General features: G+C 65.6%; 24 protein-coding genes, 1 tRNA gene and 1 pseudogene. 17 read left to right on the top strand and 9 right to left on the bottom strand.

Annotated features, from left to right (window positions below):
- Positions 1–18 precede the first annotated feature (18 nt).
- Complete coding sequence (locus FHS94_RS06265; RefSeq protein WP_425506160.1) at positions 19–1,191, bottom strand: MBL fold metallo-hydrolase; 1,173 nt, start codon at positions 1,189–1,191, stop codon at positions 19–21.
- A 160-nt stretch (positions 1,192–1,351) separates the two neighbouring features.
- Here FHS94_RS06265 and FHS94_RS06270 point away from each other — a divergent pair, with 160 nt between their 5' ends.
- Both FHS94_RS06270 and FHS94_RS06275 read left to right on the top strand, forming a co-directional pair.
- On the top strand, positions 1,352–2,932 hold the full coding sequence (locus FHS94_RS06270) for an amidase (RefSeq protein ID WP_246348388.1): 1,581 nt from the start codon (positions 1,352–1,354) through the stop codon (positions 2,930–2,932).
- 15 nt (positions 2,933–2,947) lie between these two features.
- The gene (locus FHS94_RS06275) at positions 2,948–3,571 is read left to right on the top strand and encodes an energy transducer TonB (protein ID WP_184055775.1); all 624 of its coding nucleotides are present in this window, start codon (positions 2,948–2,950) and stop codon (positions 3,569–3,571) included.
- 1 nt (position 3,572) lies between these two features.
- Here FHS94_RS06275 and FHS94_RS06280 read toward each other — a convergent pair whose 3' ends face one another.
- On the bottom strand, positions 3,573–4,037 hold the full coding sequence (locus FHS94_RS06280; RefSeq protein WP_184055777.1) for a DUF2721 domain-containing protein: 465 nt from the start codon (positions 4,035–4,037) through the stop codon (positions 3,573–3,575).
- 89 nt (positions 4,038–4,126) lie between these two features.
- Between FHS94_RS06280 and FHS94_RS06285 the strand changes: the two genes are divergently transcribed.
- Both FHS94_RS06285 and FHS94_RS06290 read left to right on the top strand, forming a co-directional pair.
- The gene (locus tag FHS94_RS06285; protein ID WP_184055779.1) at positions 4,127–5,227 is read left to right on the top strand and encodes a GNAT family N-acetyltransferase; all 1,101 of its coding nucleotides are present in this window, start codon (positions 4,127–4,129) and stop codon (positions 5,225–5,227) included.
- A gap of 92 nt (positions 5,228–5,319) precedes the next feature.
- Positions 5,320–5,880, top strand: coding sequence for a hypothetical protein (locus tag FHS94_RS06290; RefSeq protein WP_184055781.1), 561 nt, complete (start codon positions 5,320–5,322; stop codon positions 5,878–5,880).
- Here FHS94_RS06290 and trmB read toward each other — a convergent pair.
- Entirely contained in the window at positions 5,865–6,545 is a 681-nt protein-coding gene (gene trmB / locus FHS94_RS06295) for a tRNA (guanosine(46)-N7)-methyltransferase TrmB (protein WP_184055783.1), read from the bottom strand. The two genes, FHS94_RS06290 and trmB, sit on opposite strands and share 16 nt — an antisense overlap.
- 66 nt (positions 6,546–6,611) lie before the next feature.
- Between trmB and FHS94_RS06300 the strand changes: the two genes are divergently transcribed.
- Entirely contained in the window at positions 6,612–7,265 is a 654-nt protein-coding gene (locus tag FHS94_RS06300) for a phosphatase PAP2 family protein (RefSeq protein ID WP_184055785.1), read from the top strand.
- Positions 7,266–7,460: 195 nt separating this feature from the next.
- Here FHS94_RS06300 and metK read toward each other — a convergent pair whose 3' ends face one another.
- Both metK and lnt read right to left on the bottom strand, forming a co-directional pair.
- Complete coding sequence (gene metK / locus FHS94_RS06305) at positions 7,461–8,681, bottom strand: methionine adenosyltransferase (protein WP_184055787.1); 1,221 nt, start codon at positions 8,679–8,681, stop codon at positions 7,461–7,463.
- Between the two features lie 72 nt (positions 8,682–8,753).
- Entirely contained in the window at positions 8,754–10,295 is a 1,542-nt protein-coding gene (gene lnt, locus FHS94_RS06310; protein WP_184055790.1) for an apolipoprotein N-acyltransferase, read from the bottom strand.
- A gap of 103 nt (positions 10,296–10,398) precedes the next feature.
- Here lnt and FHS94_RS06315 point away from each other — a divergent pair, with 103 nt between their 5' ends.
- Both FHS94_RS06315 and FHS94_RS06320 read left to right on the top strand, forming a co-directional pair.
- Positions 10,399–10,818: a VOC family protein gene (locus FHS94_RS06315; RefSeq protein ID WP_184055792.1), complete on the top strand. Its 420-nt coding sequence runs from the start codon at positions 10,399–10,401 to the stop codon at positions 10,816–10,818.
- A gap of 15 nt (positions 10,819–10,833) precedes the next feature.
- A complete protein-coding gene (locus FHS94_RS06320) occupies positions 10,834–11,136 on the top strand; it encodes a polyhydroxyalkanoic acid system family protein (RefSeq protein ID WP_184055794.1) in 303 nt (100 codons plus the stop codon).
- A gap of 24 nt (positions 11,137–11,160) precedes the next feature.
- Here FHS94_RS06320 and FHS94_RS06325 read toward each other — a convergent pair whose 3' ends face one another.
- The gene (locus tag FHS94_RS06325) at positions 11,161–11,436 is read right to left on the bottom strand and encodes a hypothetical protein (RefSeq protein ID WP_184055796.1); all 276 of its coding nucleotides are present in this window, start codon (positions 11,434–11,436) and stop codon (positions 11,161–11,163) included.
- 77 nt (positions 11,437–11,513) lie between these two features.
- Entirely contained in the window at positions 11,514–12,143 is a 630-nt protein-coding gene (locus FHS94_RS06330; RefSeq protein WP_184055798.1) for a DNA-3-methyladenine glycosylase 2 family protein, read from the bottom strand.
- A 57-nt stretch (positions 12,144–12,200) separates the two neighbouring features.
- Between FHS94_RS06330 and FHS94_RS06335 the strand changes: the two genes are divergently transcribed.
- The 4 genes from FHS94_RS06335 (at position 12,201) to FHS94_RS06350 (ending at position 15,338) form a co-directional block, all read left to right on the top strand.
- Positions 12,201–12,518: a 2Fe-2S iron-sulfur cluster-binding protein gene (locus tag FHS94_RS06335; RefSeq protein WP_184055800.1), complete on the top strand. Its 318-nt coding sequence runs from the start codon at positions 12,201–12,203 to the stop codon at positions 12,516–12,518.
- An 89-nt stretch (positions 12,519–12,607) separates the two neighbouring features.
- Entirely contained in the window at positions 12,608–13,312 is a 705-nt protein-coding gene (locus tag FHS94_RS06340) for a transglutaminase-like domain-containing protein (RefSeq protein ID WP_184055802.1), read from the top strand.
- 91 nt (positions 13,313–13,403) lie between these two features.
- Positions 13,404–14,183 carry a GDSL-type esterase/lipase family protein gene (locus FHS94_RS06345; protein WP_184055804.1) on the top strand — a complete coding sequence of 260 codons (780 nt, stop codon included), beginning with the start codon at positions 13,404–13,406 and terminating at the stop codon, positions 14,181–14,183.
- Positions 14,184–14,186: 3 nt separating this feature from the next.
- On the top strand, positions 14,187–15,338 hold the full coding sequence (locus tag FHS94_RS06350; protein WP_184055806.1) for an acyltransferase family protein: 1,152 nt from the start codon (positions 14,187–14,189) through the stop codon (positions 15,336–15,338).
- A gap of 3 nt (positions 15,339–15,341) precedes the next feature.
- Here FHS94_RS06350 and rlmB read toward each other — a convergent pair whose 3' ends face one another.
- On the bottom strand, positions 15,342–16,091 hold the full coding sequence (gene rlmB / locus FHS94_RS06355; RefSeq protein ID WP_184055807.1) for a 23S rRNA (guanosine(2251)-2'-O)-methyltransferase RlmB: 750 nt from the start codon (positions 16,089–16,091) through the stop codon (positions 15,342–15,344).
- A gap of 12 nt (positions 16,092–16,103) precedes the next feature.
- On the bottom strand, positions 16,104–17,723 hold the full coding sequence (locus FHS94_RS06360; RefSeq protein ID WP_184055809.1) for a M20/M25/M40 family metallo-hydrolase: 1,620 nt from the start codon (positions 17,721–17,723) through the stop codon (positions 16,104–16,106).
- A gap of 155 nt (positions 17,724–17,878) precedes the next feature.
- Here FHS94_RS06360 and FHS94_RS06365 point away from each other — a divergent pair.
- The 6 genes and pseudogenes from FHS94_RS06365 to FHS94_RS06390 all read left to right on the top strand — a co-directional run bounded on the left by FHS94_RS06365 (position 17,879) and on the right by FHS94_RS06390 (position 24,785).
- A tRNA-Tyr gene (locus FHS94_RS06365) sits at positions 17,879–17,964 on the top strand.
- Positions 17,965–18,566: 602 nt separating this feature from the next.
- Complete coding sequence (locus tag FHS94_RS06370) at positions 18,567–19,337, top strand: VIT1/CCC1 transporter family protein (protein ID WP_184055811.1); 771 nt, start codon at positions 18,567–18,569, stop codon at positions 19,335–19,337.
- Positions 19,338–19,381: 44 nt separating this feature from the next.
- Positions 19,382–22,003 carry a cation-translocating P-type ATPase gene (locus tag FHS94_RS06375; protein WP_184055813.1) on the top strand — a complete coding sequence of 874 codons (2,622 nt, stop codon included), beginning with the start codon at positions 19,382–19,384 and terminating at the stop codon, positions 22,001–22,003.
- Positions 22,004–22,219: 216 nt separating this feature from the next.
- Positions 22,220–22,963, top strand: a complete 744-nt coding sequence (locus FHS94_RS06380; protein ID WP_184055815.1) for a CoA-binding protein — start codon at positions 22,220–22,222, stop codon at positions 22,961–22,963.
- A pseudogene (locus FHS94_RS19885) lies at positions 22,912–23,331 on the top strand (hypothetical protein); the annotation flags it as partial. The gene FHS94_RS06380 and the pseudogene FHS94_RS19885, both read left to right, overlap by 52 nt.
- 275 nt (positions 23,332–23,606) lie before the next feature.
- On the top strand, positions 23,607–24,785 hold the full coding sequence (locus FHS94_RS06390; protein ID WP_184055819.1) for a GNAT family N-acetyltransferase: 1,179 nt from the start codon (positions 23,607–23,609) through the stop codon (positions 24,783–24,785).
- The last annotated feature ends 47 nt before the right edge of the window (positions 24,786–24,832 follow it).

Raw genomic sequence — 24,832 nt, forward strand, 5'->3', positions numbered from 1 at the left:
AGTGCGCGCCTCCGACGCTTAGCGAAGCGCTCTTACCGCGGGGGTGTCGAGGCATCGAAGCAGATCGTCGCGCGGCACTGCGGGCACTGCGCTGGGCGGAGCATAAGGCGCAACCTCCGTTGGTCGGCCAATCTCGACAGGCAGGAACCCGACCTGCCGCGTGCACTCCATGGCCGCTGCCAGCAGCCGGGGTGGGGTGTCATAGCCTTCGAAGGACAGGCGGAACGTCCCCCAATGAATCGGAATCGCGCGGGCGGCTTGCAGGCGGCGGTACACTTCCACCGCGTCGACCGGCCCCATGTGACTGTTGCTCGCCATCTGACCCGGCGTGAAGCGGAACGCCCCGATGGGCAGAAGCGCCAGGCGGATCGGGCCGTGGCTCGCCGCTTCCGCCGGCCAGCGCCCGTCGCCGATCCCAGTGTCACCGGCGAAGAACAGGTTTCCGCCGCGCGGCAGGGTAACAACGAACGCCGACCACAGGGCGCGATTGCGATCGGCACCCCAGCGGCTGCCCCAATGGTGATTGCGCGTCACCACGACGTCCACCCCCGGCCTGATTGAGACGCGGCCGTTCCAGTCCAGCGCCGTCGCGGGCACCCCGGCGCTTCCGATCACCGCATCATTGCCAAGGCTGGTGACGATGCGGGGACGGTCGCGCTGCCACAGTCGTTTCAGGGTCGTCAGGTCGAGATGGTCGTAATGATTATGGCTGACCAGGATCAGGTCAATCCGGGGTAGCTGGTTCAACCCGATGCCGGGCGCAGTGACCCGACCCGGCCCGATGCCTAGCGGGCCGACCTTGTTGCTCCATACCGGATCGGTCAGAATGTTGAGGCCCTGTGTCTGCACAAGGACACTGGCGTGACCGACCCAGGTTGCGACCATGCGATCCCCATCCACGCGGGCGGGTGGCGCAACAGGAGTGACGTCCACATGGTCGGGCCAGGCTGGTCGCCCGTCCCGCCCGGTCAATTGTCGCCATATAAAGCCCAGCCGGCTGCCGCCCCCGGGTCGCCCAAATTCTTCTTCCCCGCCGGTCGGGTTGAAGAAATGCGCGCCGTCGAAATGGTTGCTCACAGGCCCGCGATAATAAATCCGGTCAAGAAAGCGCGGCACGACCGTGACCACCAGGCTGATCAGGATGACGAGCGCCAGGATGGTGGCGCCAACGAACTTCGCAACGGACAGCACGCTTGCTCCTGCCGATCAGGGACCCCCAACGCCCGGCGCACTGGTCGGGTCCGCCGCCAGTCGCCTTATGATCAAGTCTGAACATCTATGTCGTCAGCCACTCTTGCCGGCCCGGTTCCTTTCGCTCACGTTTGGCGCAGAAGGCATTGGGGGAACATGAATGCGCGGTTGGCTGGCGACGATGGTGGCGGTGGGCGGTCTGGTTGGGGCGGCCGCACCGGCGACAGCCAAGTCCGTGAACGTCGAGGAGAAATCTGTCGGCGAGCTTCAAGCGCTAATGGCCGCCAAGAAGGCGAGCAGCGTTGATCTGGTTCAGGCCTATCTGAAACGGATCGCGGCCATGGATCGCAAGGGGCCGACGCTGCGCAGCGTGATCGCCCTAAATCCCGACGCGCTGGCCCAGGCGCGCGCGCTGGATGCCGAGCGCCGGGCAGGGCGGGTGCGCGGCCCGCTTCATGGTATCCCCGTGCTGATCAAGGATAATATCGAGACGCTGGATCCGATCGCGACAACCGCGGGCAGCCTGGCGCTAAAGAACAACCTCACCCGCCGCGATGCACCTGTGGTCGCTCAGCTACGCGCGGCTGGTGCCGTGATCCTGGGCAAGACCAACCTGTCAGAATGGGCGAACATCCGTTCCACTCATTCGATGAGCGGGTGGAGTGCGGTTGGTGGCCTTGTCCGCAATCCGTACGCGCTCGATCGTACGGCATGTGGCTCCTCCTCGGGATCGGGAGCGGCGGTGGCGGCCAGCTTTGCGGCGGCTGCCGTGGGTACGGAAACCGACGGTTCGGTGGTGTGCCCGTCCTCCATCAATGGCCTCGCAGGGCTGAAGCCCTCGATCGGCCTGGTCAGCCGCACCCATGTCGTGCCGATCAGCCATTCACAGGATACGCCGGGGCCGATGGCGCGCTCCGTCCGTGATGTTGCCACCCTGCTCACGGCCATGGTGGGCGGGGACCCCGCCGACGCACCCGCTGCGCGTCCGACCGATTATGCCGCCGGACTGTCCACCAGCGCCCTGTCCGGCATGCGCGTCGGCGTGATCCGGCCGGACAACATGTCCGCCGATCTGAAGATCCGCTTCGAGGCGGCTCTGGAGGTGCTGCGCGGGGCCGGTGCAATGCTGGTCGACGTCACGCCGCCCAAGCTCGACGGGCTGGGCGAAGCGGAACTCACAGTGCTGAAGACGGAGCTAAAGGCTGATCTGAATACCTATCTGGCCACGATGCCGACGACCGTCACGACCCGCACCCTGGCGGACGTGATCGCCTTCAACCAGGCGAATGCGGGGATGGAAATGCCGTTTTTCGCCCAGGAGACCTTCGACGACGCGGTAAAGACGGGTGGGCTGAACGACCCTGCCTATAAGGCCGCTCGCGCCAAATCCCTTCGCCTGGCCGGCGTCGAAGGGATCGACGCCATGTTGAAGAACAACAATGTGCGCGTGCTCGTGGAGCCGACCTATGACGCCGCCTGGCTGTCCGATACGGTGTATGGTGATGCCTATGCCGGCCCATCCTCGTCCGAGTTGCCGGCAATCGCGGGCTATCCCAACCTGACTGTTCCCATGGGGCTGGTACGCGGGTTGCCGGTCGGCCTGTCGTTCATCGCGACCAAGTTCGGCGAGGCGACGGTGCTCGGCGCAGGCTACGCCTTTGAACAGCGCGCCCACGCCCGCCAGGCACCACGCTATCTGCCAACCGCGAACGCCCAGCCCGGGCTGGAAGCGGCCCGCTAGGCGAGATCGACCACCATGATCGTTGCGATGGCGCTTTCGCTCGCCCAAGCGAACCAGGCGCGGCAGGTCACAGAACCTGCCGTGCCGCCGCAGTTGCTGAACAAGACCCCGGTAATCGGGCCCGACGACTACCCGAACCGGGCGTTTATCGACGGGGATGAGGGCATAGTCTCGACTGTCCTCCACATCAGGGAGGACGGGCGGGCGGCTGCATGTGAGGTGACCGAGACCAGCGGTGTCGCGGCGCTGGACAAGGCCACGTGCTCGATCCTGCTGATGCGCGCTCGATTCGTGCCGGCCAGGACGGCGGCCGGGGCCGTGACGCGGGGCGACTGGCGGACGGCTACTGTTTGGGGCGTGGGCGCGGAAATGCCGTCCGTGTCCAAGGCCCTACCGCTCCAGGTTAAGCGGCTGCCGGCCGACTATGGCTCGCCCGTTCAGATGCGCGCGATATTCGATGCGACCGGACACCTGTCGTCATGCGAGGTGACCGCATCCAGCGGCAGTGCCGCCGCTGACCGAGCGGCTTGCGCCTATGCCAAGGGCCAACTCACGATCGCTCCACCTAGAAGCGGATCGCCCGGCGTGGCTCCAGCGGCGGTGCGCCACATCACCGCTACTTTGTCGACCGATCCTTAGATCAGAAGGGCTTGTGCTGAAGCAGCTCGGGCCGGATGCGGATCGCGCGCAGGGACAGCCGCACTTCCCACATGAACAGCACCAGCCCCCAGATCAGCAACGCCATCGCCAGGATGAAGGCCACCGCCAGGTAACGCCCGAAGCGCAGGTGCATCAATTCGGCTACGAACAACAGGGCAACAACCAGGCAGGTCATCACCGCGCTAGACGTTACCGCGGCGAGCGCGTTGTTGATTACCCGCATACGATGGTCGAGCAGGCGCAATTCCCAGACGTGCCGGTCATGCTCTGGCCCGGACGTGCGGGGGTGAAGTTGTTCAAGCGCGCGGGCTCGATCCACCACACGGGCAAGGCGGCCGACCAACATGTTCAGCAGCGCGCCGATGCCCGCCAGCATGAATACTGGCGACAGCGAGAGTTGGATGGTCTCGGCAATCGTCGACACGGTCGGCGCAAAGGTCGGCATCCCTGGCAGGGCTAAGCGGGCGATCGTTGCGACGCAAGCGGCCGCGTTAGCTGCACGCCTTGGTAACAAAGCGTTGCTAGCGGCTAGCCATGACCTATCCCGTTTCCACCGACGCGTTCCGGTCCTCCGGCCAAGGCGGGGGATGGTCAGCGCAGGTCGTTGATGGACTGCCAACGGCGATCGACCAGGTTGCGGCCGCTTCGCCGCCCAGCCACTCCTTTCTGCGGCGTGGCTGGTTTGCGGCGGCTATCGATGCCTATGGCGGGCAGGCGCGAACGCTGGTCGTCGAGCGTGCAGGGGTGCCCGCGCTGGCGCTGCCGCTGGTCGGGACCGGGCCCGCATTTGCCGGGCTCGCCATGGTGCCGGGCTGCTACTGGCCCTTTCGCAGCTTTCCAGTCGCCGGGCTGGATGAGGCGGGTTGGACGGAAGCATTGCGCGCGCTGGCCGGCACCGCATGCGCGATCAGGATCGGGCCGGTTTATGACCGCGACGCGGGCGCGGCACCGTTGATCGCCGCGGGGCGGGACCGTGGATGGGTGGCGATCGACCGGTTTGTGGCGCACAGCTGGCTGCTGGACCTGGCGACAGTGGAGGAGGGCGGCACCTGGCCGCGAGGCTCGACCCTGCGCAAGAACCGCTTTCACGAGAAGCATCTGGCCGCTCACGGCGCCTTGGGATGGCGCTTCGTCACGGGCACTGATTGGACGCCCGCGGCTTTCGATGGATTGGCGAAGGTGGAGCAGGCGAGCTGGATCGCCGCGCGCACGGACGGCTGCGATGCCAAGTTTACCGCGGCCGGCCATGGCACCTTTTGGCGCGCAGCCGCCAACGACCCGGTGATCGCGGCCATGATGCGTGCGGCGGTGCTGGACGTCGACGATCGTGTTGCAGCGTTCTCGTTCAACCTGGACGCCGGGGAACTGCGTTACGCGATTGCCAACAGCTACGACCCCAGCTTCGCCAAGCACTCGCCCGGCAAGCTGCTGCAATATCGTGACATGACGGACGGCCTGGCGCGCGGGCTTGCCGCAGTCGACTGGGGCGCCGGCGACAGCGGCTACAAGCAGGTGATCGGCGCCGAACAGGGGCCTGCCCTCCGCGACTGGCTGCTGCTGCGACCCGGCTTGCCCGCCCTTGCGGGGCGCCTGCTGGCAAGCGCATGGCGGCGGTCGGGCAACACCGAAAGCTGACCTGCACGGATCCTGCATCGCTTCCGCACGCGATCCACCTTTGTCAGACAGCCCTCTTCGGCGCACGATCTGGCGGTGACAGGAGGCCGATGATGAGTGAGATGACAAGACCGAACATGGTGCGGGTCAGCTTGTGGTCGTTTGCAGCAGTGCTGCTGCTCGCCCCAGCCGTTGCGATGCGCTTTACGACGGAGGTCAACTGGTCCGTTCCGGACTTCGCGTTTGCAGCGATCATGCTGGCGATGGTGGGCGCGGCGGTGGAGCTCTTTGTCCGACGGGCGAACGGGCGTGCCTACATAGCAGGCGCGGCGATCATGATCTTCGGGACGTTCTTCCTGGTCTGGGTAAATCTGGCGGTGGGGATCATCGGCTCCGAACGGAACGGCGCCAACCTCCTCTACGCGGGCGTGGTCGCAATCGTCGTCGGTGGCGCGACCATGTCCCGCGCACGGCCGCCCGGGCTGGTGCGAACCTGCGTCGCGGCAGCGGCTCTGCAAGCGTTCATCGGCTTGGTCGCGGTTGCAGCCGGCTGGGGCACGGACGGCCCGATCTGGCCACGCGACGTGATCGGAGTGACCGGGATCCTGGTCGCTACATGGCTCGGCGCGGCAGCTCTATTTGCCCGCGCCGCCCGGGATCAGGCCCGCCGATAGCGGAAATACCAGACTTCGTGGCCCTGCCGGCGCGCTTTCCGCTCGTAACGCGTTTCCGGCCAGTCGGCGGGGCGATTGAGGAAGTCGGCCGCTTCGTTTGCCAGCCATTCAAAATCGCGCCGGCTGTTCATGACCATGGTCGCCCAGCGACAGTAGGTCGGATCGTCGGTGCCGAGCCGAAACTCGCCGCCCGGCTTCAACTTGGCGGCGATCAGGTCCAGCGGCCCCGGATTGACCATGCGACGCTTGGCATGGCGCGCCTTTGGCCAGGGGTCGGGATGAAGCAGGTAGACACGCTCCAGGCTCGCGTCCGGCAACCGTTCCAAGACGGTCAGGGCGTCGCCCATGTGCAGGCGAACATTACCGAGCGACTGGTCGCGCACATGGCCCAGCGCGCCCACAACGCCGTTCAGGAACGGTTCGCAGCCGATAAAGCCGGTGTCGGGATGCGCCTGCGCCTGAGCAGCGAGATGTTCGCCCCCCCCGAAGCCGATCTCCACTTCCAGCGGTCTCTCGGCGCCGAACAGTCGCACCGCGTTTAGCGGGCCATCCTCGGGGACCGAGACGTCGGGCAGCAGTTCCTCGACCAGCGTGGCCTGGCCTGCACGTAGCTTATGGCCCTGGCGCCGGCCGTAGAGGCGGCGGATCGTGGTGGGATCGTTCATCGCGGCGCGCGTGTAGCGCCCTGACGCGCATGGAGCAAAGTGCCTGGCGGTCCGTTGGGCTGCTTCATGGGCAAAAGCACGAAAAAGGTCGCCGGCGCGGCGCGCAAGATCGCCAGGAAAACCGGAGAAACCGACCAGCGTGTTACCCACACGGTGGCGGCCGTGCGCGAGACGCGGCCCGCTCGCATTGTTGCGCTGTTGATGGAGTGCGCCGACCAGCCCGAGCTCATCACCGCGTCGCTGGGCACAATCGGGGCAGGGGTGGTAGCGAAGCGTCCAGACCTGGTGCGCGGCGGTGCCCGGATGCTCGCCTCACACCTTGTCGCAACCGGCATGAAGATGCTGGTCAAGCAACAGGTGGACCGAACCCGACCGAAAAAAGCGCTGGCCGAGGGCGAGCATCGGTTCGAGGCGGGGCACAGCCATGATCACGAGATGAATTCCCTTCCGTCCGGCCACACGGCGGGCGCTGTTGCCGTTGCCCGGGCCGCGTCGCACGAGATTGATGGCGTTGCGGTGCCTGCGACGATCGCGACCGGGGCTGTCGCTGCGGCGCAGGTGCCGACCGGCAGCCACTACCTCACCGACGTGATTGCAGGCGGCATGATAGGTTGGGCGGCAGAGGCAGTGGTCGGCGCAGTGTTCGACCGGTTCGAGGCAAAGCAGGAAGAAAGAGTCGACGGTAAGCGCTCTGTGCCTAGTCAGAAAACCATCGGATAGCCCGCCGCGCCGGCGCTGCTCCGCGCTTCTCCATCCATCGCTTCAACACGGGCGTCGTTACGGCCCTGTGGCCTCGGGCGAGGGGCCGGCAGGAACGCGCCGGTGGGTCGGTCCGGCACAGCGCGTTGCTCATGAAAAAGCCTCCCCCAGCGAATGCCGGGGAAGGCCAGATCATCGCCAGTGCAGGTCAACCGATCAGGCGGCGACCGCTTCCTTCAGGCGATCAACCAAGTCGGTCTTTTCCCAGGTGAACAGCCCACCCTCGGCTTCGCGGCCGAAGTGCCCATAGGCAGCGCTCTTGGAGTAAATCGGCGCGTTCAGGTTCAGGTGTTCGCGAATGCCCTTGGGCGTCAGGCGAACGAGCTGGGGCAGCGCAGCCTCCAGCTTCGCCTCGTCCACCTTGCCGGTGCCGTGCAGGTCGACATACACGCTCAGCGGCTCGGCAATGCCGATCGCATACGACAACTGGATGGTGCAGCGGCGGGCCAGGCCTGCCGCAACGACGTTCTTCGCCAGGTAGCGCGCGACATAGGCGGCGGAACGGTCGACCTTGGTCGGATCCTTGCCGCTGAACGCGCCGCCGCCGTGGGGCGCCGCGCCGCCATAGGTGTCAACAATGATCTTCCGCCCGGTCACGCCGGCATCACCATCAGGCCCGCCGATCTCGAATGCGCCGGTCGGGTTGATATAGATCTTGGTCTCGTCGGTAACGAAGCCGGCAGGCAGCACGTCTTCCATGACGCCGCGAACATAGTCGCGAAGTTCAGCGTACTTGCCGGCGTCCGCATGCTCGCCCTTTTCGCAATAGCCACGCTTGTGCTGGGTGGAAACAACCAGCGCGGTGGCCCTCACGGGCACTTCGTTTTCATACTGCAACGTCACCTGGCTCTTGGCATCGGGCTCCAGGAACGGCGCCGACCCGGAATGGCGGTCTGCGGCCATGCGCTCCAGGATCTTGTGGCTGTAGTACAGCGTCGCGGGCATGAAGCCCGGCGTCTCGTCGGTGGCATAGCCGAACATGATGCCCTGGTCGCCGGCACCCTCGTCCTTGTTGCCGCCTTCATCGACGCCCATCGCGATCTCGACCGACTGGCCATGGAGATTGTTCGAGAACTCGAACGTCTGCCAGTGGAAGCCGTCCTGTTCATAGCCGATGCGCTTCACCGTCTCGCGCACGGTCTGTTCGATCTCGTCGAGGATGCCCGGCGCCCACTGGCCGTCCTCGTAAACGCCCTTGCCGCGGATCTCGCCCGCCAGCACGACCTTGTTGGTGGTGGTCAGCGTCTCGCAGGCGACGCGTGCCTCAGGGTCCTTGGACAAGAACAGGTCGACGATGGAGTCGCTGATCTGGTCGGCAACCTTGTCAGGATGGCCTTCGGACACCGACTCGGACGTGAAAAGAAAGCTGGAACGCATGAAGATCCCTTCTGAGATGGGGGAAAGCTCGGCCGTTGCCATGCCATATAAAGCTTTCCTTATATCGCCTCCTTAGCGCGCGCGGCGGCGCACGGCAACGGCAGCAATGGCCAGTACGGTCCCGATCAGGAGCGCCAGCCAATTGCCCAATCGCGCAAAGAAGGTGGGGGCGAGCGCGGGCGGGAGCGGCGCTTCCGCGGCGCCTGCTTGTTCGTGAGGCACGGTGGCGATCAGGCGTCCGTCGGCGGCGATGATCGCGGAGATGCCGGTCGGGGTCGAGCGCACGATCGGCAGCCCTTCCTCGATGGCGCGCAGGCGCGCCTGCGCCAGGTGCTGCGGCGGCCCCCACCGGCCGAACCAGGCGTCGGTGGACGGGTTGAACAGGAAGCGGGGTCGATGCGCACGATCGACAACCTGCCCGGAGAAGATGATCTCGTAGCAGATCTGCACGCCAACCGAGCCGAAGCCGGGCAGCGTCAGGCTGCGAGGTCCAGGGCCGGCGTCGAAGTCGATGTCACCCGGGATAAGCCGGGCAAGGCCGAGCGGCTTCAGCAGCCAGGGCAGGGGGAGGTACTCGCCATATGGAACAAGGTGCGCCTTGTCGTAGCGGGCGAGCAGTCGCGCATCGGGGCCTAGCGCCTGGACGGAGTTGGCCGCCCCGACCAGATCCTCCTTCGCGTTGAAGCGCAGCGGCGTGGTGCCGGTTAGCAGCAGGTCGCGTGGACCCAGCACCTCCGCCATCCGGGCACGCGTGATCCAAGGCCAGCGGCCCTGATAGGCATAGAGCGGCAGGCGGTCCTCCAGCGGATCGCGGATGACGCCCTCCGGCCATAACACCAGCCGAGGAACGGGGCCCGGCTTCCCGGACATGCGGATCAGCGCGCGCAGCATCGGCTCCGCATCATCTTCCCCGCGTTGATCCTGGCCGATGTTGGGTTGCACCGCACGGACCAGCGGCGCCCCAGGGGCCGGTTCGGGCGCGCGCGTGAGTGGCGCGGACAGGGCGGCCAGCCCGACTGCCGCCGCAGCGCCCGCCACGGGATGCCATCGTCCGCGCGCTGCCAGCCAGATCGCGCCCGCCACCAGAACTGTCAGACCCGACAGCGCATAGGTCCCGATCCAGGCAGCCAGGCGCGCAACCCCGATCACCGGCAACCAAGTCACCGCCACCGGGTCCCACGCATAGCCGGTAAAAAGCACCGCGCGCAGCCATTCGGTCGCGATCCAGGCCGCGCCGAACGCCAGCACAAAGGCTGGATCGGACCGCCGCCGCCGACCACGGCCCGCCATGCCCCACGCCAGCGCCGCCGCCATTGCGGGAAACACAGCGAGGTAGAGAGCAAGCGCGACCGCCGCGACATAGCCTAGGACGGGGGGCATCTTGTCCTGGAAGTCAAACGCGTGCTGGAACCAGTTGTTGTTGACCGTGAAGTGGCCAAGGCCCCAGCACCAGGCCCGCCAGGCTGCCGTGCGCCAGCGGGGAGCGTCAGCGACCAGCGTTGCAAGGCCCGCCAGCCCGATCAGCAGCAACGGCCACAGGTTCAGTGGTGCAAAGCCGGTGGCGGCGACCGCGCCCAGCAGGATGGCGATCGGGGCGTGAAAGGATCTTGGCATGTTCGCCAGTCCTATCGTGATTGCCGTCGCCGATCACAACCTGGCATGACGCCGGCGCAGCCGTGCCGTGGACGTATAACGCAGGTGCGTGTAGGCCGTTACCATGGCCTTACGACCCTTCCATCTCGCCTTTCCCGTCCACGATCTTGCTGCCGCCCGTAGCTTTTATGGCGATATCATGGGCTGCGAAGAAGGGCGGTCGAGCGAGAGCTGGATCGACTTCGACCTGTTCGGTCACCAGATCGTGGCGCACCTGGATCCCGCGGCAAAGCCCGTTGCGGTCGAGAATGCAGTGGACGGCCACCATGTGCCGGTACCCCATTTTGGCGTGGTACTGACGATGGAGGACTGGAACGTGCTCGCGGGGCGGGTTCGTGACGCCGGCGTGCCCTTTGGCATCGAGCCGCACATCCGGTTCAAGGGGCAGGTCGGCGAACAGGCGACGATGTTCTTTCTCGACCCGTCAGGCAACGCACTGGAGTTCAAGGCGTTCGCCGACGACGCCATGCTGTTCGCGCGCTGAGATCAAGGAATAATCATGGGCACTCCCGTTACTCTCGACATCCCCCATCAGCTCGGCAAATCGGGCGTGCGCCAGCGGCTGGACAGCGGCATCGGCAGGATCGGGGAGAAGATTCCTGGTGGCGCGCAGGTGAACCACCGGTGGGAGGGCGACACCATGCTCTTCACCGTTCAGGCGCTCGGCCAGTCGATCCGGAGCGAACTGACAGTGTTCGAGGACAAGGTGCACGCCGTTGTCGACCTGCCTGCGTTCCTCGCCATGTTTGCCGGGCCGGTAAAAGCTGCAATCGAACGGGAAGCGCCCAAGCTGCTCCGGTGAGGCACCGTTGGCACTCCGGGTCGGTCAAGGCCCGCTGACGACGCCGATGGGCAGGCGGCTGACAAACAGCTTCTCCACGCAATGTCCGTCCGCCCAGGCGAGGCCGGCCGCCTCGGCCTCCTCATAGGTCGGATAAGGATCGCCGCCGATCATTGAAACAGACTCCGCCTCGTCCGTGTCGCCGCAAGCGAGCAGGGCCGTGGCGTTCAGGTCGAATCGCCCATCCTCCCGCTCGGTAATGCTGATGCAGTCGCCCTCGTTTGGCGCTTGCTCGCCGAACGGCAGCTTGATGATATCCACGACCATCTCCATCGAACGTTTCGGCGTTGCAACGCTTAAAGCGCCCGCAAAGATGCAGGAGAGAAGCGCCGATCCGTTCAAACGGGCGCGGCATCCGGGCCGGCGCCATAATGGTGCCAGGTGAAGATGGCGAGAGCACCGCGGTGGGGCCGCCAAGCCTCTGCTAGTGCGCGCACCTGCTTTTCCGATGGCCGCGCCTCATGGCCCAACAGGCGCCCAACCTCGATCTGCACGGCCAGGTCGCCTGCGGGCCAGATGTCCGGGCGTCCTTCGGCGAAGAGCAGGTACACTTCTGCCGACCAGCGCCCGATCCCCTTGACCGCGGTTAGCTGCTTGATCGCTTCCTCGTCATCGTCGGGCAGGGCATCCAGGTCCAGCCTGCCGCTCAACACTGCGTCGGCCAGGCTACGGGCATAGCTCGCTTTTTGTCGCGAACAGCCTGCTGCCCGCAGCACCTCGTCGGTGGCGGCGGCGATTACACGCGGGTTGGACAGGTCGCCGACCATCTCGGTCAGCTTGCGCCATACCGCATTTGCTGCGTGTACGCTTACCTGCTGGCCGAGGATCGTGCGCAGCAGCGTCGCGTAACCGCGCTCCCGTATGCGCGGCGCAGGGTATCCGACCCGAGCGAGGCCACGCGCAAACGCCGGCTCGCGCGTGGCCAATGCATCCAGTGCCTCGCGAAGCTGTTCTGCGTTCAGTCCCACGCTTGATCGCCGCACCCGCTCGCGGCAAGGCGGCGGCCATTATCAGGAGAATTGTTCATGCCGCAGCTTATCGTCGTCACGCGTGAGGGGGAAGAACGCGCGATCGAAGCGGAAACGGGTCTTTCCGTCATGGAAGCGATCCGCGACGGCGGCATTGATGAGATCCTGGCGCTGTGCGGTGGCAATTGCTCATGCGCGACCTGTCACGTCCATATCGATCCCTCATTCATCGACAAGCTGCCGCCGATGAGTGCAGACGAAGATGATCTGCTTGAGTCGGTGGACGATCGCGATGAATATAGCCGCTTGTCCTGCCAGGTGCCCGTGACCGCGGCGCTGGACGGCGCGCGGGTGACGATCGGCGCGGACGACTGACCCAGGGCGCGCGCCTTTCGATCGAGGCCCATCTCGATTACCGCCTGGCTGAGCCGGCCGACCTCCTGTTCGCGCTTGAGGTCGCGCAAATGGCGGACCAGCGGCTGATCAGGGATCGGCTGGTGGTGGACGGGGTCGGCCCGCTGACGCCGGTCGCGGCCGAGCAGGGAGTCGGTCGGCGCACCTGGGCATATGGGTACGGCCGGGTGACGGCCCGCTACACGGCGACCGTCGAGATCGAGCGAACTGCCGTGTCGATTGCCGGGCTCGCGACCGATCCGATGCACCACCTGCCGCCGGACGTGGTGCCGTATCTGTGGCCCAGCCGGTATTGCGACTCCGATCGGTTCGAAGCCCCTGTTGCGCGAGAGTTTGGGCACCTAGCCGGCGGCGACAAGGTGCTCGCCATTACGCAGTTCGTGGGACGATACCTGCGCTATCTGCCCGGCGTTAGCGGCTCGACCACGACTGCGTCCGACGCTTATGTCCAGCGGCAGGGTGTGTGCCGCGATTTCGCGCATCTCCTGATCGCCATGGTGCGGGCGGCGGACATTCCGGCCCGCATGGTCGGAGCGTACGCACTGGGCGTCTCACCGCCCGACTTTCACGCTGTTGTGGAAGTATGGCTCGACGGTGCCTGGCACGTGATCGACCCGACCGGCATGGCTGAACCGGGCGGCATCGTCCGCATCGGCGTGGGGCGCGATGCCACCGACGTGGCTTTTCTCACCATCTTCGGCCGGGGTGAGCTGATCGAGCAATGGGTGCGAGTAGCGACAGTGCCGCGGAATTGACGGGCAAGACCAGCGGTAGCGATCTGGCAGGGCCGCCAGCAGAAGGTTGGCACAGTCTGTTAACCAAGGCGCGATAGCGTCGGCACCAGAGATGAAGTTCGATGATGTAACGGCTGCGCCCAAAGCGCCTGCTCAAGCGGTCCCTGCCGGATTGCTTGCGCGCCGGGGCATAAAGTTGACGGTCGAGTTGCTGCTCGGGGCGCTGGTGTTCATCGCCACCGCGACAGGGTGGCTATCGTATCAGGCGTATAGGGACCGCCATTCGCCACTTCCGAACGGCGGGACTCCTGTAGCCGAACAGTGCTCGTTATGGTTTGTCGGCAGTTCCTCCATGCACAAATGGGTCACGCTCCAGGCCGACATGAAGCCCTGGAACACTCATAATCGCGGCGTTGACGGCGCCAAGGTCGACTACCTCGCGTCCCGTTTTCGCAGCGACCCGCCGGTCGCGCCGCCATCCGCCATCGTGCTCTATGCCGGGGAAAACGACATCGCGTCAGGCGTGTCCATAGCTTCGGTATTTGGCAGTCTCAGGACTGTTATTGCGGAGAAGCGGGCGCGCTACGGTGCACTGCCGATCTTCTATGTGACGATCAAGCCGAGCCCGACACGCTGGGGCTTCAGGCCGCAGCAGGCCAAGCTGAATAGGCTGATGGCCGGCTATGCCCGGGGCAGCCGCGACCTTCGAGTTGTGAATATCGTGCCGGCCATGATGGTCAACGATCGTCCCGGCCCGTTCTACCAAGCCGATGGTATCCATCTAAGTCACGCGGGCTATCGCCGCTGGGGCCGGGCGGTACACAGGGCATTGGAGACTAGCTTGCCAGAACGCCTGGTCCGCTCGTGCATCAACCCAGGCCCGGCTCACTGAGCCTTGGACGAGAACCGGCCAGAACGGATTGTCGGGCTGGACGCGTGGCGCGCCGTCCTGATGCTGTTCGGCATTGCGTACCACGGCACCATGCTGCGCCCCGAGAGTCCTTTTCTTAAGTTCGTGACACTCGCATCGCAGAGCTGTCGTATGGCGCTGTTCTTTGCGCTGTCGGGGTTCTTGTCCGCGCTGGCGCTGCAACGGCATGCTTCACGGTCCTGGTTTCTTGACCGTGTGGTCAGCCTAGGCACAGTGACTGCCTTCGGCCTCGCTGTTATTTGTCCGTTGACGGCACTCGCGGCCTTTATTGCGCCTGAGCAAATCCGGATCCCTACCTGCTTCCCTCAATGGTATCACGTTTGGTTTATGGTCGCGCTGCTGCTGTACACGCCAGCGGCCTTTCTGGTGCACCGCCTCGACCACAAGCACCGACTGATTGCGACATGGGAGAGTGACGTTCGCTCCATGCGATATGCGCAACCTTTGCTGCTGTTCGTAATCCCGCTGATCAGCCTTTGTTTGATGCAGCTGAGCATGGCGCTGGTGACGCGTCTGACGCCCCCGCAACTCTGGTACCCTTTACAGCAATTGCGGCCGACCTTCGGCTACCTGCCCCTCTTTCTGCTTGGTTTCGTCGCTGCAAGGGCGCCGCGCCTGCTTCGCGCGTTAACTGGCAGCCCAGTTCTGCCTGTCCTGATCATTGCCGGCGTGACGGTTGCTTATCTCGCCTGGCATGTTCTTTGGGCAGTTCAAGCTCCCCCTGCCGACCGCGCCACGATAGGGGCAGCGCTAGGCGGCATCGGGAGCGCGATCTGCCCACCGGCAGCGCTTGTTTTGTTGATGCGCAGCGCCCTGGAGATCCGGCGCATCCCTGCAACCCTCGATCGGCTGGCGCAGGCGAGCTTCACCATCTACCTTGTTCACCTGCCAATCGAGTTGGCAATCAACGGCCTGTTCGCGTGGGTCGGCTGGAGCGAGCTTGGCGAATGGGCGATCGCGGTGGCGGCGACCCTGTTGATCTCGCTGGCCATACATGAGCGGGTTGTGCGTCGTTCGCCGCTGTTGCGGCTTTTGTTCAACGGTGTCCTACCCCGGCGTACCGCCACGCGCGGGCAGCAGTCGGCGGTGGTGGAGGAACGCCGCGCCGCAGCCTAGCCGCTACTCTCGCGCGGCGACGGCATAGAGCGCGACGGCGGCGGCGTTTGAGACGTTCAGGCTTTCGATCGCGGAGCTGATCGGCAGCTTCGCCAGTTCGTCGCAGTGCGCTTCGGTGTTCTGGCGCATCCCTTCGCCTTCCGCGCCCAGCACGATCGCGAAGCGGCGGCCGTTCGCCAAAGATTGAGCCAGTGTCTGGCTGGCGTGTCCGGTCAGCCCGATCCGCCAGTATCCCGCCTCCGCCATCTCCTCCAAGGCGCGTGCCAGGTTGACCACGCGCACCCAGGGCACCGTCTCAAGCGCGCCCGACGCTGATCGAGCGAGCGCGCCGCTTTCCGGGGGTGCGTGCCGGTCCTGGGTCACGATGCCGAGCGCGCCGAACGCGGCGGCGGAACGCAGGATCGCGCCGACATTATGGGGGTCGGTCACCTGGTCGAGGACGACCAGGGGCCGCTCGTCGTCTCGCCCTTGCTCGATCAGGTCGCCCAGCCAAACGTCCTCCAGCGGCTCCACTTCAGCCACCAGCCCCTGATGCGGCGCATCGGCGGGGACGAGCCGGCCAAGGTCGGCAACGTCCGCCACGGTGGCAGGAAGGGTCGGCGGCAGGGCGAGGGCGGACAGCGCCTCTCGCGTGCCCCATATTTTCAGCACGCGCCGTTCAGGGTTGGCGAGGGCGGCCGTTACCGCGTGTCGTCCCCAGAAACGGGGCCGGCCGGCCGTGCCTTGCGATGGGCGATGTCCGCGACGCGCCATGGTTTTTAATCCTTAATCGTCGTCGTCGCTGTACGCGAACGGGTCAGTGACCGCCGGCTGCGTCGGCAGCGGCGGACGGGGCAGCGCCTGGTCCGCATTGGCGGCGCTGAGCAATACGGAGGCAAGGATCGTCGATCCCTGCCGCATGTCCTCCGCCTTCAAATGGTCGAAGGTATCGATGGAGCTGTGGTGGATGCGGCTTTCATAGTCGAGCGGATCCTGGATGAACTGAAAGCCCTGGATGCCGATCTGCTGGAGGAACACATGATCGGTGCCGCCGGTCGGTCGTAGCGCGACCGTGTTCGCGCCCATGGCAGCAAAGGGGGCCAACCACTCGCGCAGGATCGGCACGGCCGCCGGGTTGCGTTCGGCATACAGGCCGCGCAGCTTGCCCGACCCGTTGTCGATATTGAAATAGGCGGTGAGGTCTTTGTAGCCCGGCAACGGCGTGACCGGCCAGCGATTGCTGAACCCATAATAGCGCTGCATTCCCTTGCCACCGGCGCCGTCGCCGGCCCCGCCGCGTGTGGCGAGGTGTTGTTCCACATAGGCCATCGAGCCCAGGATGCCTTGCTCCTCGCCGACCCACAGGGCGAACCGAATGGTGCGGCGCGGGCGCACGCCGGCGGCGGCGAGGATGCGCGCGGCCTCCATGATCATGGCCGACCCTGCGCCATTGTCCGCCGCGCCGTCCCCCGCGACCCAGCTGTCGAGGTGCGCGCCTGCCATGACGTAGCCCGCCTTGGGATCGGTGCCGGGGATCTCGGCAATGATGTTGTATGCCTGGGTGTCGCTGTCGTCGAAGCGCACATCGCTGTTGATCTCCAGCGTCGGCGCCGGGCCGACCTTGGCGAGGCGGGCGAGACGCCGGTAGTCTTCGGCGGCGATCTGGACGCCGGGCAGGGCAGGGGTCTCGCCCTTGCCAAACAGATAGCCTTCACCCGACACCAGCTTGCCATCGCGATAGCTCATGGTTGCATAAGCGACGGCGCCCTCGCTTTTCAGGAAAGCATCGAGCTTCTGCGCATAGTCGAGCCGCTTCAGCCGCCGGTCTGTCGCTGCGGGGTCATAGGTCGGCTGCTGAAAGCGATCGAGCTTGGACAGGTCGTCACCCGACAGGCGGCGAAAGGGCGCCTCGTCCGGCTCATCACCGGTGCCGGGCAGCGTCAGCATCACGATCTTGCCCGACAGCTTGCCGCGCCACTTCGCGAAATCCTTTTCTTCCTTCATCGGCGCGACGATCACCGGCGCGGTGAGCGGGCCGCTGGTGCCGGGCGTCCAGGCGATCGGGATGGCAGTCAGCTGGATCGGACGCGGGGTCAGCATCCGCACCGAGGAACGCTCGATCGACCAGCCGCGGCCAAACTCGAACCCTTCCTTGTGGACATTGCGGAGGCCCCAGCGGCTGAACTGGCTTTGGGTCCAGCCCTCTGCCAGGCGCATCGCGGGCGAGTTGGTCAGGCGTGGGCCGATCACGTCCGCCATGTACTGCGCTGTGACCATGACCTCGCTATGGTTCATGCCCTGATCGAGAATGCTGTTCAGCGCGGCCGACTTGTCCGTTTTCTTGTCCTGCGCCGCAGCGGGAGCAAGGGCGAACAGGGCGGTGGCGGCGAGCAGCAGGTGGCGCATGAAGGCTCCTTGGTCGGGGACGCGCTCGTGCTAGGGCAAGCCGTCCCGTTTCTGCAAGGCTCGCGCTTGCCCATCGAACATCTATGCCAAGCCGCGTTGACAGGCCGGACGCGCTTCGCCTAGGAGCGCCGCTCGCCCGATGGGGCGACACCTTGGGAAGGGTGGCCGAGTGGTTAAAGGCAGCAGACTGTAAATCTGCCCGCGTGAGCGTACACTGGTTCGAATCCAGTCCCTTCCACCATCCTCATCGCTGCAAATACAGATTTCCCGACTTTCGTTGCGCGGAGGTGACGGTTCCTATTCCTATTGGAAGTGGGGTGGATTTCCTCTCACGACAGCGCGCTGAGTGCGTTGGCGATCCGGAAATCGTTGAGCTGCTGAAGTGCTATCTTGAGCAGGTTGAGGCGAGCGGCGACGCAAGCCGGGTAAGACTGTCGATGAGATGCACCACGGGCTGACGACGACGTCGCCAGTACCAGAGCCGCCTTGCCTGCGATTCACCTCCTCGGCCTGCTGAAGCATATCGAGTGACTCACCACTGATCCGGCGAAACCGGTGGTCGGCTAGTCAAGCTTGGTGAGGATGATCACGACGATCGCAACCATGGCGGAGATCGTGGTGGCCCAGAGCACGAAGACCCCGATCGCATCGAAATACTGAGCCTTCCCGGTCATGATCTGTCTCCTATCGAGGAAATCATGGCCCGCTTGCCGATCCGGTGACATCCGTTCAGGCCCTTACGGCGAACTACATATTACCGCACCAGAACCGTCCACTTATTACCGTTCCCGGACCTCGGAGGCGAAAACGTGCAGAGCGGTGTGGGCAAGCCGATCCGATCCGATGCGCGCATCGTCTGACACGATGGGCGCGTCGCCCAGCTCTCGAGCCGCGCATGCTCCGGAGCGGATCCGCGAGCGCCTGGCACAACCTCCGGCAGAAAGCGTGCTTGGGGACGTGATGCTCGGCGGAGTGGACGGGGTCGTGACAACATTTGCGGTGGTGGCGAGCAGCGTCGGCAGAAGCCTGCCCACCGAAACGGTCGTGATCCTGGGCGTGGCCAACCTTGTGGCGGATGGCTTCAGCATGGCCGCGAGCAATTACCTGGGAACCCGCAGTCGCCAGCAAGCCGTCGAAATGGCCCACGCGGACGAGGTTCGACAGATCGAAACCTATCCCGAAGGGGAGCGACGAGAGATTGAGGAGATCTACGCAAGCAAGGGCCTGGACGAACAAACGCTGCGCCGGGTTGTAGCTCAGATCACGGCCGACCGGCGCGTTTGGGTCCTTACGATGCTCGCAGAGGAGCTTCGGCTCAGCGCGGCGATCGTGCATCTTGTCCAGTCGGCGTTGGTCACCTTCGCTGCCTTTGTCCTGTTCGGCCTGCTGCCTCTCCTGCCCTTTCTGATCGGCGACATGAAAGAACCGGTGGTACCCAGCGCCCTGATGTCCGTTGTAGCGTTCTTCGCTCTCGGGGCGGGGAAGGGGCTGGCCCTGAAACAGCGCTGGGCCACGGCGGGTGCCGTCACGCTCCTGGTCGGCGGCGCTGCGGCAGGGCTCGCCTATACGGCCGGGTTGTTGCTGCAGGCCGCCCACATCGCGGGGACGCAGTGAGTTCGGGCGGCTTAGATCCGGCGTTCCCGGCGCCACAAAGCATCATGGAGATCGCTCCTGCCAGGACGGCAGCTTGGCACAGCCTGACAGCGCAGAACTGCCTGGAGCGTCTGAACAGCTCGCCAGCCGGCCTATCGTTGGACGGGGTCGCTGCTCGTCGGCGCCAGTTCGGACGCAACGAGATGCCTCGCCCACGGCAACCCTCCTGGGCGACGCTGTTCGTCAGACAGTTCCGCAGTCCGCTCATCTATCTGCTGCTTGGCGCAGCGATCCTGGCCCACACCATGGGCGAGGCCGCGGACACTGCGTTCATCCTCGCCGTCTTGTTCCTAAATGCGTTGATCGGAGCGATCCAGGAGGGCCGGGCAGGGGCAAGCGCCGAAGCACTGGAACGGATCGTTCGCCAGACGGCCCGGGCCGAGCGCGAAGGACAGGTCATCGAGCTGGACGCGGGCGACCTGGTGCCGGGAGACCTTGTCCTTGTCGAGTCGGGCGCGGCGGTGCCGGCCGATCTTCGGCTCGTTGCAGGCAGCAACGTGCTGGTGAACGAGTCGTTGCTCACCCGCGAAGCGATGCCGGTAGCGAAGCTCGCTGACGCCTCTGTACCAGCACTGGCGGCCGTCGCCGACCGTGAAACGATGCTGCACGCCGGCACCACCATCGTTTCAGGCCGCGCGAAAGGCGTAGTCGTCGCGATCGGGATGCACACGCAGTTGGGCGCTATAGGTACGTCGTTGCGCTCATCCAACGCGCCGCTTCCGCCGCTCATGACCTACATGAAGCGCCTGTCACGGCAGATCGGGCTGATGACGGTCATCCTGGTGGGCGTCCTGGCAGTAACGATGCTGGTTCGCGGCACGGCGCCGGACCAGATCCTGCTCCTTGCGGTGGCGCTTGCCGTGTCGGCTATTCCGGAAGGTCTGCCCGTCGCGGTCACCGTCGCTCTGGCGGTGGCAGGGCGGCGAATGGCGGCGCGCCATGTGATCGTTCGCACCCTACCGGCGGTCGAGGGCCTCGGCGCCTGCACCGTGATCGCGACCGACAAGACGGGGACCCTCACGCTCAATCGCTTGTCCGTCGAAATTGTGCTGACCGAGACCGGCGAGCAGATCGCGCCGACATCTATGGGGGCATCCATCCCGACCCTGCGCAGGATCGCGTGGGCCGCCGCCGCTTGCAACGAAGCCAGTCGGTCATCAGCCGGCGAGATCATCGGCGACAGCGTCGACGTCGCGCTTCTGCGGTTCGCCGAGAAGGCCGGAGGCATGGAGAGGAACGTGCGCCTCGCCCTGATGCCATATGAGCCGAAGAACCGCTTCGCGAGTGTCGCGGTTCGGTCCGAATCCGGCATAGACGTTCTGGCCAAGGGAGCCGTCGAAACGATCCTGCCGATGTGCGATGCCGTCGACGATCGCGTGCATCGCGCGGCAGAACGGCTGGCGACCGATGGATACCGTGTACTCGCGCTTGCAGGGACAGCGGTAGCTGACGTGGACGCCGTTGACCTCGCCCACCCTAATGGTCTCGCGCTGATCGGCCTGGTCGGCCTCCTCGACCCGCTGCGGCCGGAAGCCGGTCCTGCTATTCGGGCCTGCCGCAGCGCTGGGATCAGGGTGTGCATGGTCACAGGCGACCACCCTGCCACGGCGATGGCCATCGCGCGACAACTCGGCCTGGCGCACCGGGATGGCCAACTCCTGACCGGTGCGGAGATGGAGCGGCTGGCAACGAACACCGACGCGTTGCAAGCGGCCGTTCGCGGCGCCCGGATCTTCGCTCGCATGGATCCTTCGCAGAAGCTCACATTGGTGGAAGCCCTCCGGGCTGACGGAGAGGTGGCCACCGTCACCGGAGATGGGGTCAACGACGCGCCGGCGCTCCAGGCGGCGGACCTCGGCGTCGCCATGGGCCTGGGTGGAACCGACGTCGCGCGCGGCGCGGCCGACCTGATCCTGACCGATGACAACTTCGCGTCCATCGTCGCAGGAGTGGAGGAGGGGCGGGTCGCGTTCGCCAACATCCGCAAGGTCACGATGTTCGTACTTGGCACCGGGCTTGCGGAGATCGGCACATTCGTGGTGGCGCTCCTGGCCGGCCTGCCAATGCCGATGACGGCGGTCCAGCTGTTGTGGGCCAACCTCATCACCGAAAGCGCCCAAACGGCTGCGCTCGCGCTCGGTCGGGGAGAGGGGGACGAACTTGCGAGAAAACCCCGGGCATCGGGCGGACACGTCGTCGATCGGGCCGCGCTGGCATTGTTGCTGCCGCCGGCGATTGCAATGGCCGCCTTCGCTGGCGGCCTTTTCTGCTGGGAGTTGAGCCGCGGCAACACAGTGATCGAATCGCGCGGAAGCGTGCTGCTTGCGACAGTGCTGTTCCAGAACATCTTCGCCCTGACGCTGCGGAGCGAAGGACGTCCGATCTGGCGAGAGCGGCTGACGAGTAACCCGTGGCTCCTTTTGGGCGTTGCCGCCGCCCTGTTAATTCAATCGGCAGCCTTTACCATCACGCCCTTGGCCGGCCTTCTCGGGATCGTACCCCCTGACCTGGCAAGCATCGTCGTCTGTATCGGTGGTGCGGTGCTGACCCTCGCTGCTGCCGAAGCGGCCAAGTTCGCAAGACGCGGTCGAGCCCTGCCGCAAGATCGGCTGATAGCCTTGATGTAGGAGTACCTCGTCCGTCTCAGCCGGGTCACTGCCGGGGCGGCGAACATGGAACCGGCGATCCGGTGTACCCCGGATGTCGGCATCCGTACCTTTGCGGATCGTCGACGTAGGGAGGACGGTGCGAATTGGCGGCAACCTTCGGAGAAGCCCCATGACCATCCGCAACCTCGAAACATTGCTACACCCACGATCAATCGTCGTCGTTGGAGGATCGGCATGCCCCGGGGCACTCGGAACCAAGGTGCTGTCCAACTTGGTCGAAGGCGGTTTTCCGGGCCGATACGGGTCGTCAATCCGAAGCCTGTCTATCGCGACGGGGTTCAGTGGGCTGCTTCGGTTGCGGCACTCGACCAAGTGCCCGACCTGGCGATCGTGGTCACCCCAGCCGCGGCAGTGCCGGCCGTGATCGACGAACTCGGGAGCGGCGGCACAAAGGTGGCCGTGGTTCTGTCGTCAGGGCTGGACGCGGCGCAACGTACCGCGATGCTAGAAGCGGCCGGCGTACACCGACTGCGGATCGTCGGGCCGAACAGCCTCGGCGTGCTGCTGCCGCGCTCGGGGTGCAACGCGTCGTTCGCCGCCCGCCGTTCGGCACCCGGCAAACTCGCCTTCCTCTCTCAAAGCGGCGCCGTTGTGACAGCCATGGCGGACTGGGCCGCCGATAAGCAGGTCGGCTTTTCGGCAATGGTGTCGATGGGAGAGATGGCCGACGTGGATGCCGGTGATCTGGTCGATTTCTACGCGGTCAACCCTAACACGGACGCGATCCTCCTGTACCTTGAAGGACTGACTAACGGGGCCAAGTTCCTGTCCGCGGCTCGAACAGCGACGCGCGTCAAACCCGTCATCGCGATAAGGCCGGCCAAAGCGAACAGGCCGGCAGAGCGGCACAAACGCACAGTGGCGCACTGGCAGGGAGCCACGACGTATGCGTCTCGGCACTGCGGAGAGCAGGCGTGATCGTGGTGAATTCCTTCACCGAGCTGTTTGACGCGGCCGAGGTCGTAAGCCGCTACCGCCCGGCCCGATGCGACAGACTTGCGATCGTGACGAACGGCGGCGGTGCGGGGGTGCTGGCGACCGACGCTCTTGAATCCACAGGGGGCGAACTGGCCAGCCTTGGCCTCGATACCATCACCGTGTTGAACGAGAAGCTGCCCAGGAACTGGTCGCGATCAAACCCCATAGACGTCGTCGGCGACGCAAAGGCCGAGCGGTTCGAGGATAGCGCCCGGGCGGCGTTGGCGGATCCCGAGGTCGATGCACTGCTCGTCATTCATTGCCCGACCGCGATCGCGACCGGGATCGATGTGGCCGCGGGGGTCCTGAGGGCAGCCGCGGAGCAGCGGCGTCGCGGCGCCAAGCCCGTCATCGGGTGCTGGCTCGGCACCTCCAACGCTGCAGGCGTACGGGGTCAGTTCGAGCTTGCCGGCGTGCCATTGTTCGACAATCTCGACGACGCCGTCCGCGGCTTTGGCCACCTGCGCCAGGCGGCGCTGGGACGCGACGCCGTATTGCACGCGCCAGCCCGCGTCACCTTGGCGGACCACGACCGGGAGCTTGCCAAAACCAACATCGCCTGGGCGCGGGGTGAGCACCGGACATGCTTCAGGCAGCAGAGGCCCGAGCGCTCCTTTCCGCCTATGGGGTGCCGACAGTCAGTTCGCGGCTTGCCCGCGACGCAGAGGCCGTGGCGGAGGCGTGCGGCAAGATCGACGGAGCCTTCGCGGTCAAGATCGTCTCGCCACAGCTGTCGCACAAGACCGACGTGGGCGGGGTTGCGCTGGACCTCCCAACGCCGGAGGCGGCCGTTGCCGCAGCCCAAGTCATGAAAAGCCGGATCGGCCACGAACACCCGGACGCTTGCCTGATCGGTTTTGAGGTGGAGCCGATGATCCGGGTCCCACATTCGATCGAGCTGCTGGTCGGCTTGGCCCAGGACCCGGTGTTCGGGCCGGTCATCACTGTCGGAGCAGGCGGGGAGGCCGTGGAGGTCTTGGCCGACCGCGCCCTGGAATTACCGCCGCTCGACGACGAACTGGCGCGAGCCATGATCGCCCGCACCCGGGTGTCCCGTTTGTTGGCCGGGTATCGTCATGTACCCCCCGCCGATATCGATGCCATCGTACGAGTGATCAACGCGGTGTCTGCAATCGCCGTCGATCTGCCCGACATCGTGGAACTCGACATAAATCCATTGCTGGTCCACCCGGGTGGCGTCGTCGCTCTCGACTACCGGGTTCGGATTGCCGAGACGCCGCAACAGTCCCGCCTTGCGATCCGGCCCGTGCCGAACGAGTGGACCGGCGATCTGGTGACCCGTGCGGGGGTGGCCTTGCACGTTCGGCCTGTAATCCCGACCGACGAGGATGCACTGGCCGAACTTTTCCGACACGTGTCGCCCGAGGTCATGCGTTTCCGCTTTTTAACTGGACTGTGGGAGGTCGGCCGGGACCGCCTGGTCGCGATGTCGCAAGTGGATTACCGCCGTACGATCAACTTTCTGGCGTTCGCCGGACCAACCCTGATTGCAACGGCAATGCTTGCGTGCGACCCGGATCTCACCCGGGCGGAACTCGCCGTCTCCGTTCATCGCGACTGGAAAGGCAAGGGTGTAAGCTGGACCCTGGTCGAGCACGTCCTGCGATACGCCCGAGCCGAAGGCATCTCCACCGTGGAGTCGATCGAAAGCATCGACAATCATGCGGCTCTTTCGCTGGAGCGAGAGATGGGCTTCGTGCCCCAAGGTGGAGGCGAGCCGGGCGAACGGGTGGTTCGTTAAAACACCCAGGCAGCCCGAGTGTAGCGGCGTCCTCAACCCGGCCCTGT

It is taken from the genome of Sphingomonas aerophila (genome assembly GCF_014199305.1).
GTDB classification, from domain to species: domain Bacteria; phylum Pseudomonadota; class Alphaproteobacteria; order Sphingomonadales; family Sphingomonadaceae; genus Sphingomonas; species Sphingomonas aerophila.